This window comes from Nocardia sp. NPDC051052, assembly GCF_044456045.1.
Classification (GTDB): domain Bacteria; phylum Actinomycetota; class Actinomycetes; order Mycobacteriales; family Mycobacteriaceae; genus Nocardia.
In genome coordinates, this window is sequence record NZ_JBITFL010000006.1 from 535,366 (window position 1) to 548,246 (window position 12,881).

At 67.4% G+C, this 12,881-nt stretch carries 10 protein-coding genes and 1 pseudogene; 3 read left to right on the top strand and 8 right to left on the bottom strand.

All coding sequences use genetic code 11. From position 1 onward, the window contains the following. Positions 1-20 precede the first annotated feature (20 nt). The 3 genes and pseudogenes from ACIBCN_RS23710 to ACIBCN_RS23720 form a co-directional block, all read right to left on the bottom strand. The gene (locus ACIBCN_RS23710) at positions 21-725 is read right to left on the bottom strand and encodes a dienelactone hydrolase family protein (protein WP_396993794.1); all 705 of its coding nucleotides are present in this window, start codon (positions 723-725) and stop codon (positions 21-23) included. Positions 726-1,037: 312 nt separating this feature from the next. Continuing rightward, entirely contained in the window at positions 1,038-3,890 is a 2,853-nt protein-coding gene (locus ACIBCN_RS23715) for a heavy metal translocating P-type ATPase (RefSeq protein ID WP_396993948.1), read from the bottom strand. 39 nt (positions 3,891-3,929) lie between these two features. Then, positions 3,930-4,169 (bottom strand): annotated as a pseudogene (locus ACIBCN_RS23720) (heavy-metal-associated domain-containing protein); the annotation flags it as partial. A 517-nt stretch (positions 4,170-4,686) separates the two neighbouring features. On the opposite strand from ACIBCN_RS23720, the gene fadD11 reads away from it, so the two are divergent. Both fadD11 and ACIBCN_RS23730 read left to right on the top strand, forming a co-directional pair. Next, complete coding sequence (gene fadD11, locus ACIBCN_RS23725; protein ID WP_396993795.1) at positions 4,687-6,507, top strand: fatty acid--CoA ligase FadD11; 1,821 nt, start codon at positions 4,687-4,689, stop codon at positions 6,505-6,507. A 114-nt stretch (positions 6,508-6,621) separates the two neighbouring features. Then, positions 6,622-7,113, top strand: coding sequence for a zinc-binding dehydrogenase (locus tag ACIBCN_RS23730; protein WP_396993796.1), 492 nt, complete (start codon positions 6,622-6,624; stop codon positions 7,111-7,113). Positions 7,114-7,198: 85 nt separating this feature from the next. On the opposite strand, the gene ACIBCN_RS23735 is transcribed toward ACIBCN_RS23730, so the two are convergent. Beyond that, positions 7,199-8,257: an MBL fold metallo-hydrolase gene (locus ACIBCN_RS23735; RefSeq protein ID WP_396993797.1), complete on the bottom strand. Its 1,059-nt coding sequence runs from the start codon at positions 8,255-8,257 to the stop codon at positions 7,199-7,201. Positions 8,258-8,360: 103 nt separating this feature from the next. Further along, positions 8,361-9,599, bottom strand: coding sequence for a cysteine--1-D-myo-inosityl 2-amino-2-deoxy-alpha-D-glucopyranoside ligase (gene mshC, locus ACIBCN_RS23740; RefSeq protein WP_396993798.1), 1,239 nt, complete (start codon positions 9,597-9,599; stop codon positions 8,361-8,363). A gap of 527 nt (positions 9,600-10,126) precedes the next feature. Between mshC and ACIBCN_RS23745 the strand changes: the two genes are divergently transcribed. Then, positions 10,127-10,552, top strand: coding sequence for a DoxX family protein (locus tag ACIBCN_RS23745; RefSeq protein WP_396993799.1), 426 nt, complete (start codon positions 10,127-10,129; stop codon positions 10,550-10,552). Positions 10,553-10,653: 101 nt separating this feature from the next. Here the strand turns inward: ACIBCN_RS23745 and ACIBCN_RS23750 are convergent, their stop codons facing one another. The 3 genes from ACIBCN_RS23750 to ACIBCN_RS23760 all read right to left on the bottom strand — a co-directional run bounded on the left by ACIBCN_RS23750 (position 10,654) and on the right by ACIBCN_RS23760 (position 12,877). Beyond that, positions 10,654-11,457 (bottom strand): SCO1664 family protein, encoded by an 804-nt coding sequence (locus ACIBCN_RS23750; RefSeq protein WP_396993800.1) that lies wholly within the window; start codon positions 11,455-11,457, stop codon positions 10,654-10,656. A gap of 3 nt (positions 11,458-11,460) precedes the next feature. Beyond that, complete coding sequence (locus ACIBCN_RS23755; RefSeq protein ID WP_396993801.1) at positions 11,461-12,045, bottom strand: DUF3090 domain-containing protein; 585 nt, start codon at positions 12,043-12,045, stop codon at positions 11,461-11,463. A gap of 79 nt (positions 12,046-12,124) precedes the next feature. After that, positions 12,125-12,877: a histidine phosphatase family protein gene (locus ACIBCN_RS23760; protein ID WP_396993802.1), complete on the bottom strand. Its 753-nt coding sequence runs from the start codon at positions 12,875-12,877 to the stop codon at positions 12,125-12,127. Between the last annotated feature and the right edge of the window lie 4 nt (positions 12,878-12,881).

Sequence of the window (12,881 nt, forward strand, 5' to 3'; positions counted from 1 at the left end):
GGTTCCAGAAAGCTGCTGGGTCAGGGGTTTTCGGTGCCGGTGAGGTGGGTGTCGAAGAAGCTGAAGATGCGCTGCCAGGCGTCGCGGGAGGCGTCCTCGTTGTATCCGAGGCCGGTGACGCGCAGTAGCGGGTCGACGGGGGTGACGTTGGCGAAGGCGTGGGTGACCTTCGGATAGACCTTGATGTCGTGGTCCACGCCGAGGTCGGTCAACGCGTCGTCCAGTTTGCGTGGCGCGCCGATGAGGATCGGGTCGCGTTGGGCATAGCTGGCGACCACCGGGCAGGCGCCGTCGAGCATCGCGCGGTAGTCGCCGTACAGCGACGGATAGAACGGCGCGGACGCGTCGAAACCCTTCGGCGCGACCAGCAGCGCGAACCCACCGCCCATGCAGAAACCGATCACAGCGGTGCGGCCGGTGCAATCGGGTTCGGCGACGAGCCGGTCGCGCGCCGCCATGACGTCACGCACGGGTGGCCCGTCGCCGGTGAACACCAGCGCGCGGTAGATCGTCCGAATGCAGCGCACCCGGCCGCGCGAGAACAGATTCGGCGCGATCGTCAGATACCCGTAATCGGCCAGCATCCGCACGGTCCGCCGCAGATCCGCGCTGAACCCCACCCCATCGTGGATCACCACCACGCCCGGCCACGGCCCTTCCCCGGACGGCCGCGCCAGGATCGCCTCGAGCCGTCCATCCGGTGCGGTGAGCTCAATCGTGTTCATGCTCACCGAATCTAGGTCAGTGTCTCAGACATGTACAGCACGAGCCTGTTACCGGGGCGATGATGGCGAGCATGCTGCGGGCGAACCGTCTGTAGCGGTCAACAATGAAGTGCTCGGCGTCGGTGGGCACCTGGCGCTGACCCGCAGCAGGGACACGGCCAGCAATACCAGATCAATGTCGGCCAGACCGAGATGGCGATCGCAACGCTCGAATGGGTCGCGATCGCCATTCGAGCAAGGCTCTCATCTGCACGACTGACCGACGACGATCACGGCTGGCGGCGCGTTCACGGCCGGCTCGCTGTCCTTACATCAGACACCGGTCTTGCTCTGGCCCGGAAGGCGCAGGCGTTTGAGGGAGACCGCGTTCAAGGCGACGATGATGCTGGAACCCGACATCGACATGGCGGCGATCTCCGGGCGCAGGGTGAACCCGAAGGCCGGGACGAAGACGCCTGCGGCTATCGGCAGGGCGATGGTGTTGTAGCCGACGGCCCAGGCCAGGTTCTGGTGCATCTTGCGCAGGGTGCCGCGGCCGATGCGCAGGGCGGTGGGGACGTCGAGTGGGTCCGAGCGCATCAGCACGAGGTCGGCGGCTTCGATGGCGACGTCGGTGCCCGCGCCGATGGCGATACCAAGATCCGCGCCCGCCAATGCGGGGGCATCGTTGACGCCGTCGCCCACCATGGCGACCTTGCGGCCAGCACGTTGCAGCTCAGCGATTTTCGCGGCCTTGTCGCCGGGCAGGACCTCGGCGATGACGGTATCGATGCCGAGATCGGCGGCGATGCGTTCGGCGGTGGCGCCGTTGTCGCCGGTCAACATCACCACTTCGATACCGAGGTCGTGCAATTCGGCGACCGCCGCGGCGGAGGTGTCGCGCGGTGCGTCGGCGAGGGCGATCACCGCGACGGCGGTGCCATCGATCGCGGCGAGGACGGCGGTGTGACCGGAGTCGGCCAGTCGATCACGGTGCGCGGCAAGCGATCCGAGGTCGATGCGCTCACGTTCGAACAACCGCCGGTTGCCGACAACGACACGGTGGCCGTCTACCTCGGCGATAGCGCCATGACCGGGGACGTTCTCGAACTTGCCGGCAGACGAATTCGCGATACCGACGGAGCCGTGACGCAGCACGTTCCCGGCGCCGTCAGCGGACACCCTCGCCTCGCCGACGGCGCTGCGGCCCAAAACACTTCCGGACCCGTCGGTGGACGCATCCGCCTCACCGACAACCCCGCGGCCCAGAACACTTCCGGATCCGTCAGCGGACATATTCGCTCCGCTGCCAGGGGCATCGAGGTACGTTCCGCCGACGGCGCGATCGCCGGAAATGGTCGCGTGGCCGGAATGGAGCGTCGACTTGGCTGCGGACTCTGTTGCGCGGCCGCCATTTTCGGAACCCTCGCTAGTGCGGTCTCCGCCGACCTTGACCGATACACCGGAGGTGGAGTCGGACCCGTCCTCGACCGATATTGCTGCGCCGCGGGTTTCGGTGTGCCGGACGATTGCGGCGGCCAGGGGGTGTTCGGATTCGCGTTCGACGGCGGCGACCAAGCGAAGGACATCGTCGACTGAATATCCCTCGGCGGTAACCACATCGGTTACTTCCGGTTCACCCTTGGTCAGAGTGCCGGTCTTGTCCATCACCACGGTCTGGATGCGGGCGGCGGATTCCAGGGCGAGCGCGTTCTTGAACAGCACACCGCGTTTCGCGCCCAGGCCGGTGCCGACCATGATCGCGGTCGGGGTAGCCAGGCCGAGGGCGTCGGGGCAGGTGATCACCACCACGGTGATCGCGAACAGCATCGCCTTGGCGAACGAGGCGCCGACGAGCAGCCACACAACGAAGGTCAGTGCGCCGCCGAACAATGCGACCAGCACCAACCAGAAGGCCGCGCGGTCGGCCAACTTCTGACCCGGCGCCTTCGAATTCTGTGCCTGCTGAACCAATTCCACGATCTGCGCCAGCGCGGTATCCGCGCCGACCTTGGTGGCCTGCACCCGCAGCGTGCCGTTGGTGTTCAACGACGCGCCGATGACGGTCGAGCCCGGTTCCTTGTGCACCGGCATGCTCTCGCCGGTCACCATCGACTCGTCGACCTCGCTGTCGCCCTCCGCCACCACACCGTCGACGGCGATCTTCGCGCCCGGCCGTACCAGCAGCAGGTCACCGACCACCACCTCGGCGGTGGGCACCTCCACCGGCACACCGTCGCGGATCACTTCCGCCTTCGGCGGCGCCAGATCCAGCAGCGCGCGGATGGCATCGTTAGCTCCGCCGCGAGCCCGCATCTCGAACCAATGACCAAGCAGCACAAAGGTTGCCAGCATCGTCGAGGCCTCGTAGAACACCTCGCCGCCGCCGGTCAGCGTGATCGCCAGCGAATACAGCCAGCCGGCGCCGATCCCCACCGCGACCAACACCATCATGTCCAACGTGCGCGCCCGCAACGCCGCCACCGCACCGGTGAAGAAGATCACCGACGAATAAAAGATCACCGGCAAACTCAGCACCAGCGCCCAAATGTCCTGCCGCATCCCGAACGGCACCGGCAGATGCACCCCGAACATGTCGGTAGCCATCGGCGACCACAACATCACCAGCACCGCGAACACCGCCGCCACCACAAACCGATTCCGCATATCAGCAGCCATGTCCGCCATAGACATCCCAGCGTGCCCCGCATGCCCGGCGTGACCGCCCTGCTCCGCGTGATCGCCGTGCCCAGCGTCATCGCCCAGCCCAGCGTGGCCGCCGTGTTCAGCGCGGCCGCCGTGTTCAGCGCGGCCGCCGTGTTCAGCGCGGCCGCCGTGTTCAGCGCGGCCGCCGTGTTCAGCGCGGCCGCCGTGTTCAGCGTGATCGCCCTGCCCAGCGTGGCCCACGTGCTCAGCGTGACCGCCCTGCCCAACGTGATCACCCTGCCCAGCGTCATCACCCTGCCCAGCGTCATCACCGTGCCCAACGTGATCACCGTGCCCAACGTGATCACCGTGCCCAACGTGATCACCGTGCCCGGCGTAGTCGCCGGGATCGACGACCTGAATCGGATCACCTGCGGTCGTGACCGTGTCCGCGTGACCGTCGCTGCGCGGCTCGAGCAGCGGATCGCAGAGGTGGGTGGGGACCGAGCGGCCCGCGCAGTGGTAGCCGCAGTCGCGGATCCAGCCGGCGAGTTCGGCGACCGAGGTGCGGGTGGGGTCGTAGGCGACCGTGGCGGTCTGGGCGGTTGGGTTGGCGGATACGTCGAGCACGCCCGGCCTGCGGCGGAGTACGGCGGTGACGACGTTGGCTTGGCTGGCCCAGCGGACGCCGCGCATGTCTAGGACGGCGGTACGGCGTGGTGGGTTGCGGTGCTGCTGGTCGTGGTTCACGTACCTCACTCCTCGTTCGGAAAGCTCGGCTCGATCGAGTCGACGCGCGCCGTCGGCAAGCTCGACCATATACCCCTACGGGGTAGGTGTCTAATGTGAACCGCCGACGCCGTAGCGCGAAAAACCAGTCGTCACGGGCTCGTACTGTTCAGTCGTGGCAGACATCACCAGCTTGCTCGCGACCTACGACGAGCAGTTGCGCGGGGCACCGCTGAACCTCCCGGACGGCGCGACCTGGGAATCGGCTTCCACGCCGTAACCACCACCACGCCCTATGTGTAGACGCCCCCGCGACCCTGAATGCCTCGCGATGGATGGGCCGAGATGCCACATCGGTTGTGTCACAAGCGATTCAGGCACAGCCAGCAGGCCCAGCTCGTGGAGCGTGTCCTGCGGATCGAACGCATCCCGCATCGCCGCGCTCATCACCGCATCCGAACTACCGCCCGAGGGCGCGCGGCAAACCTCAGAAGGCCCCTCGACAGCGGTAACGCGACTGTGGGAAAACGACAGAACTGTTCCCGTGTCGCTTTCGTTGCCTCTACCGTCTCAGAGAGATGGAAAGCTGTTTGAACGGGGTTGCGTCATGTCCGAACCGAATACCTCCTGTGCCGCGTTTCAGCGTGTCGCGTCCATCGACCCCGACGCGGTTGCGGTCCGGTCGATCGGCGGCGAGCAGAGTTTGACCTGGCGGGACTATGCCGCGCAGGTGCGGGAGATCGCGGCGGGGTTGAGTGCGCTCGGCGTCGGACGCGGCGACACAGTGGCGTTGATGATGGCTAATCGGGTCGAGTTCTATCCGCTCGAGGTGGGTGCGCAGCATGCCGGTGCCACCTCGTTTTCCGTATACAACACGCTTGTCCCCGAGCAGTTGAACTACGTGTTCGGCAACGCGGGCAATCGGGTGGTGATCTGCGAGGCACAGTATGTGGACCGGATCCGGTCGTGCGGGGTGCCGATCGAGACCATCGTCTGCCTCGATGGCGCACCGGCTGGGACACTCAGCGTCGAGGAGCTGAAAGCGTTGGGGCGCAGCGACTTCGACTTCGAGGCGAGTTGGCGCGCGGTCCAGCCGGACGACGTGGTGACGCTGTGCTACACCTCCGGAACGACCGGCAATCCGAAGGGCGTCGAGCTCACCCACGCCAACCTCCTGTTCGACGCGCACGCCTTCGCCACGGTGCTGCCCGTCGAATTCGGTGACCGGCAGACGTCGTATCTGCCGACCGCGCACATGGCCGACCGATTCACCGCCCTATACCTGCAGGAGGTCTTCGGCACGCAACTCACGGTCGTGCCCGACCGCAACCAACTGCTCGGCGCGCTGCTCGACGCCAGGCCGACGATCTGGGGCGCGGTCCCACGCGTGTGGGAAAAGTTCAAGGCCGCACTGGAATTCGCGGTCGCCAACGAACCCGACGACGCCACCCGCGCGGCGCTGCAATGGGGTCTGCGCGTCGCCGCACGCAAGGCCGCCGCAGAACTCTCCGGCGCACCGATGGACGACGCGCTCGCCGCCGAATGGGCGAAGGCCGACGCCGCCGTGCTGTCCACGCTGCGCGCGAAACTCGGCCTGGACCAAGTGAAGTGGGCGATGTCGGGTGCAGCGCCGATCCCGCCGGAGACGCTCGGCTTCTTCTTCGGCCTCGGCATCCCTATCTCCGAAGTCTGGGGCATGTCCGAGGTGACCTGCATCGCCACCGTCAGCCCGCCGCACGAGGCCAGGCTCGGCACGGTCGGCAGGCTGCTGCCGGGCCTCGAAGCCACCATCGCCGACGACGGCGAATTCCTGATCCGCGGCCCGTCGATCATGCGCTGCTACCGCGCGGAACCGGTCAAGACCGCCGAAGCCCTCGACGCCGACGGCTGGCTGCACACCGGCGACATCCTCACCCAGGACGCCGACGGCTACCTGCGCGTCGTGGACCGCAAAAAGGAACTCATCATCAACTCCGCCGGAAAGAATATGTCCCCAGCCAACATCGAGAACGCCATCAAGGCCGCCACGCCACTGATCGGCGCCATCGCCACCATCGGCGACCGCCGCCCCTTCAATACCGCACTCATCGTCATCGACGCCGAAACCGCCGAACCCTATGCGGCCCAACATGGTCTACCCGACGCCTCCGCCGCCGCACTCGCCGCCGACCCCGGCGTGATCGCCGAAATCGCCCGCGGCGTCGCGGCAGGCAACACCAAACTATCCCGGGTAGAACAGATCAAACGCTTCACCGTCCTGCCCACCTTCTGGGAACCCGGCGGCGACGAGATCACCCTCACCATGAAACTCCGCCGCACCCCCATCGCCACCAAATACGCCCCCGACATCGACCGCCTCTACTCCCCCGAGCCGACCCCGGAAGTCCACCAACCCACCGCCCCAGCCGAAATCACCACCATCGCGTAGCCGAGCAGCACCGACTCCCGTTCTCGCACCACCCGCGAGGGGGTCCACAGCCAGCACTCGTCGGCTGATCCCGGACTCGGCGTCCCCGAATCCGCCGAGGGCGTCACCACATTCGTGAACGGCGCGGGGACCACCGTCGGGTATGCCGCGGTGCAGATGGCGCTGCGGAAGGGCTCCCGGGTCATCGCCTCGGCAGGCAAGACCTATGCCGACGCGTTGCGCGCGCTGGGCGCCCAGGTCACCGACTACGGCGAAGGCATGGCCGACCGGGTCCTGGAGCTGGCCGGTGGCCGGGTCGACCTCGCCCTCGATACGGCGCCGGTGAGCGACTGCCTGCCCGAAATCATTCCAACGGTCGGCAAACCGGCAGACGTGCTGACCCTCGGCAACTCCGCCGCGGGCCACGAGCTTGGTGTGCGCACACAGTTCAGCGAGAACGCGGTCCACGACCCCAGTCCGGTGCTCGGCGAGTACGCGCGGTTGGCCGCGGAGGGCAGGTTCACGGTGCCGGTCGCGCGCGCTGTCCCGTTGGCGGACTGGCGTGCCGCCGCGGAACTGAGCCTGTCCGGCCGACCCGGGGGCAAGCTGGTCCTCCGGCTGAAATGAGCACCGAACGTCGAATTCTTTTCCGCAACAGGAACTTGGGTGTCAGGTGAAAAAATGTTGGCGGGGTCGGCAATTCGTTGGCCGACTACAAGGCGAAGGTGAGGCGGTCGGGGCGGATGTAGTCGGCGGGGTCGTGGAGGGAGCGGAGTTCGGGGCGTTGGGGGGCGGGGATGCGGGTGAGTTCGTCGTGCAGGGGTGGGTCGTAGCTGGCGGCTCCCGCGGTGATGCCGGGGAGCCAATTGTCGTGGTGGGTGGGGACGAACAGGGTGGGGGCGATGGCTTCGATATACCGGCGGGGGTCGCGTAGGCCGTTGGTGATTTGGTTGAAGCCTTGGACGGCGCCGATTTGCAGGTCGGTCGGGGGTAGGGCGGCGAAGGCGTCGAAGACGTTCGGCGCCTTCTCGGTGAGTGGGCCGGTGGAGTCGTGCCAGACCAGCGAGAAACCGGGGACACGGAATTGGTAGAGCAGGGATCCGCCCTCGGGGTCGTTCAGGCGCGGGACGCTCTGCAAGACACCGGCGAGGGTCGGCGGATGCTGGACCAGGGCACAGAGTTCCGGCATCGGGAAGAACGGGGACGAGCCGCCGGGACGTTCCGGCGCGGTGAGCGCGGAGTGCAGGTGCCGGATCGCGGTCACCTCGACCGCACCGACGGTGAAGTCGTGCCGCTCCCCCGGCAGTGCGTTCCCGTCACCGAGCGCGACGGTCCGAAACCCTGGATCGCTCACCTGCGCGCTGATATTCACCCCATGGTCGGCAGTCCCGTAGACCACCGCGCCGGACGCCTGCGCGATCCGCCCGGCATCACCCGCATGATCGAAATGCCCGTGCCCGATGAAGATCGCCTCGGGCGCGAGGTCCGCCAGATCCTGCGGCGTGGCGGGCACATATCCGGTACTGGTCAGCCGAGGCACCCACGCGTCGAGCAGGAACACCGACCCGCCGATGGCCATCGCATAGGTCGTGCACCCCACCCACGCCAGCACCACCCGATCCGCCCGCACCGCACCGGTCGCCGCGTCGACGGTGTCGACTCCGAAGAACCGCTGCCGAGCGGCCACGGTCTGCGGCGCACCCGGCTCGGCGGACGCGGTCAACCGGCCCGCCGCCAGCAACACGCCCGCACCGAGTGCACCGCTCAGCATCGTTCGCCGCCCGATCAAGCCCCGCCCGGGAATGTTGCACACCGCAGTACCACATCACGGAACATCGGCCCCGGCAACCATTTCCGCCGAACCCGCAGGCGGATTACAGGCTGATGCCGAGCAGGGTGTCTACCGCCGCGGCGACGGCGGACGGGGCTTCGGGATCGGAGCCGCCGTAGTCGAGTGCCTGGCGGGCCCAGTTGTCCACGGCGTCCAGGGCTTTCGGGGTGTCCAGGTCGTCGTTCACATGCTGACGGAGGCGGGCGATGGTGTCGGCGGCGGCGGGGCCGGACGCCAGGGCGGTGGCGCGGCGCCACAGGTCGAGGCGAGCCTTGGCCTGCTCCAGTACCGCGTCGGTCCACATGCGGTCCTGGCGGTAGTGGCCGGCCAGCAGGCCGAGCCGGATGGCGGCCGGGTCGACGCCGCCGCGGCGCAGCGTGGAGACCAGTACGAGGTTGCCCTTGGACTTCGACATCTTCTCGCCGTCCAGGCCGATCAGACCGGCGTGCACGTAGTGGCGCGCGAAGCGGCGGCCCGCGATGAGCGACTCGGCGTGCGCGGCGGAGTACTCGTGGTGCGGGTAGATCAGGTCGCTGCCGCCGCCCTGAATGTCGAACTCGGGGCCGATCCGGTTGAGCGCGATCGCCGAACACTCGATGTGCCAGCCGGGACGTCCGGCTCCGAACGGGGCGGGCCAGGACGGCTCGCCGGGACGCTCGGCACGCCACAGCAGAGCGTCGATGGTGTCGCGCTTGCCGGGGCGGTCCGGGTCGCCGCCGCGTTCGGCGAACAGCCGCTCCATGGTGGCGCGGTCGTAGCCGGATTCGTAGCCGAATTGCTCGGTGGCATCGGCACGGAAGTACACGTCGGGGAACTCCGCGTCGTCGACGACGTACGCCGCGCCCGAAGCGAGCAGCTTCTGCACGAATTCGATGACCTCGTCGACGGATTCGATGGCGCCGACGTACTCGCGCGGCGGCACGATGCGCAGCGCCGACATGTCCTCGCGGAACAGGTTGATCTCGCGGGTGCCCAGGTCGCGCCAATCCAGGCCGTCGCGCTCGGCCCGCTCGAACAGCGGGTCGTCCACGTCGGTCACGTTTTGCACGTAGTGCACCTCGTGGCCCGCGTCGCGCAACGCGCGGTTGACCAGATCGAAGGTCAGGTAGGTGGCGGCGTGACCGAGATGGGTCGCGTCATAGGGGGTGATCCCGCAGACGTACATCGTGGCGGTGGCACCGGGTGTCACCGGCCGCACCTGACGGTCGGCGGTGTCGTACAACCGCAACGGTGGCCCTGCTCCGGGGATGGTGGGTAGGGCGGTATCGGACCAGGACTGCATGATTCGAGGGTAAAGGTGTGGTCGAGATCATCGCGCCCCGCCCCGGCCCAGAGCCCGCCGTAAGCCCCTGACCTGCCGCTCCCGACCTGCGTTTTCCAGCAAATCATGGGATGTCAAGGTTTTCGCTCTCGCAGAATCAGCTGTCCAGGAGACCGCCGCGCGGCACCGCGCGCCATCGAACCAACCGCTGACGGTAGCGTCCCGGCCCCACGAGGGCAATGGGAAAACCCGAGTTGGCCGACGGTGCCATCGCCCGCGATCGGCACCCGATGCAGTCCTGCACGGGCTGCCGAATCGGCCGCACGCGGGACCGCCGCGCTGAGTGAACCAGCGCCGCAGCATCACTCACCACACGCGGAACTCCAGAGGGGTGCGGCTTTGGCGTGCGGCACACGGCTATGGCGTACGTCACGCGGGTGAGGTGTCACGGGGAGCGGCATGGCGGCGTCTTATGGGCGCCTGGTGAGTTCATCAGGCGGTCGACGTGGTTGCCGTTCGAATGTCAGCTCGTCGGCGAGCCAGTTCGGATGCAACCGGCCGGCTCAGAGCCGCCCGCAATTATGAAGGAGAACATCATGAACCTCGCGCTGTGGATCGCCACCGGACTGTTGACGGCAATCGCGCTGGCAGGCGGGATCACCAAAGCATTCGTGCCCAAGGCGAAACTGGCCGCCACCCGGGGTGGGGAATGGACCGGCGGCGTGGGTGCCGGGTACATCAAAGCCCTCGGGATTCTCGAGATTCTGGCCGCGGTCGGCCTGATCCTGCCTGCCGTTCTCGACATCGCACCTGTCCTGGTGCCGGTCACCGCCGCCTGCTGGGTCGTATTGATGATCGGCGCGATGATTACTCACCTGCGCGATGGCGGAGCGAAGGTCGCGCTGTTGAATCTGGTTTATCTCGCCATTGCCGTGTTCGTCGCTTGGGGCCGCTTCGGCCCGTATTCCTTCTGAGCTCGCTGCCGCCCGGCCAACGCCGACCCGAGGCGAGAATCACCCGTGGATCGGCACAGCGTGCAGGTTCGCAGGCACTGCCGAGAAACCGCCGACTGAATTCAGAAGGCGGGCCACGGAATCGGCCGGGCCGTACGCGGCGTCGGCATCACCGGATCGTCGACCAGCTCCTGCGTACGGTCGACCAACGCCTCGATCTCGGCGTCGGTGATGTGCTCGGACAGCACGTCCGCGACCGCGCCCGGCAGTTCCTTGGCGAACGCGGTGATATCGGCGACCAGCGCGTCGCTGAGCGGCTGCCCTGCCCATCCCCACAGCACAGTGCGCAATTTGTGCTCGGCGTGCAAACAGATGCCGTGATCGACGCCGTACACCTGCCCGTCCACACCTTCCAACGCGTGCCCGCCTTTGCGGTCAGCATTGTTCAGCAACACATCCAGCACCGCCATCCGCTGCAACCGCGGATCGTCGGCGTGAATGAGCGACACCTCGTTGCCCGCCGGATCCTGTGCCCGCAACACCTCACGAAACCCGTCGGGCACCGCGCCGGGCGAGACCAGATCGACCAGGTCGAGCCGATCACCCTGCTCGGTGTGGTTGTCCACCCCTTCGACCCAGCGCTGCACCATCCCGACGCCATAGGGCCCGTCCCGCAGAATCGTCTCCGGAATCACCCCCCACCCCACCGCGGCGGAAATCTCATAGGACGCCACTTCACGCCCGGCGAGCGTGCCGTCCGGAAAGTCCCACAGCGGCCGTTCGCCCCGCACCGGCTTGTAGACCACCCGCAGTGGCGCCGCACCGTCATCGAGAATGTCGCAAACCAGGGTCACGTTACTGGCAGTGCTGATCCGCCCGATCACCGTCAGCGAGCCGCTGTGGAACCGGTCCCCGGCCCGCGTCACCGATCACTCCTCTAGTTCGGCCGCGCCGAAGATATCGCCGCGCTTGTACCCGTTGGTGCGCACGCACATGTGCCCCCGCGACGACAGCGGCTCCCCGCACAGCGGGCACGGCGGCCGCCCCGCCGCGATCACCCTGGTGGACCGCAGCGCGAACTCCCGCGCCTGGATCGGGGTGAGGAATACGCGGACCGCGTCCGGCCCCTCCTCGGTATCGTCGAGCACCACCGACTCGTCGACCTCGGTTTCGGTGATCGCCAGCAGCTCGACAACCACGGCATTCGCGTCGGCATCCCAGCCGAGCCCCATGGTGCCGACCCGGAACTCCGCGTCCACCGGCGTCACCAGCGGCGCGGTATCGCCGATATCCTCGGCCTGCGGCGGCACCTCGGCACCGAACCGGCGAGCCACCTCGTCCAACAGCAAACCCATCCGGTCGGCGAGCACCTTCACCTGTTGCTTCTCCAGCAACACACTGACAACCCGCGGTTCCTCTATGGCCTGCAGGTAGAACGAACGATCGCCCGGCTCACCGACGGTCCCGGCGACGAAACGATCGGGGGTGCGGAATACATGGATTTCGCGTGACACATGCACCTCCTGATACGTGACCCTGATCGACTACCCACGGCGCTGGGATACAACGCCAACTATCCGTGTACAAGGAATCTCAGCGCTCCGCATTCCCATTATCCCCACTCCCCGCACTACCCAGCTCGCCGCCGGGAACGGGCCCGGAGGTATCGACCTCGGCGTCTTGTTTATCGGAGCCGGAAGCGGGAGTGGGGCGTGGCTGATTCGCCAACGCGGACAGGTCGGTGCCGGTGTCGTTGAGCCGCCACACATAGGGCGCGGTCGGCGTGTATCGGACGACGCTGATCGAGGCGGGCTCGACGATGATCCGCTGGAATCCGTCCAAATGGATGCCCAACGCGTCGGCCAGCACGGATTTGATGACGTCACCGTGGGTACAGGCCACCCAGAGCACGTCGTGCCCGTGCTGTTCGGCCAGCGCCCGATCGTGCTCGCGCAGCGCGGCGACGGCGCGGGTCTGCACCTGCGCCAGCCCCTCGCCGCCCGGAAATACCGCGCCGGAAGCGTGCCGCTGCACCACTTTCCACAGTGGCTCGCTGAGCAATTCGGCGATCGGACGCCCGGTCCATTCGCCGTAATCGACCTCGATCAGCCGGTCGTCGAAGACCGGTTCCAGCCCCAATTTCTCCGCGAGCGGCGCCACCGTTCGCTGACAGCGCAATAGCGGAGAGTGCACGATGCGTTCGATCGGCAGCCTGGCGAGCCGGTCGGCGACGGCCTTGGCTTGATCGTTGCCGCGCTCGGTCAGCTCGACGCCGGTGCTCCGACCGGCCAGCGTGTGGGCGGTGTTCGAGGTCGAGACTCCGTGGCGGAGCAGAATCACCGTCATACAG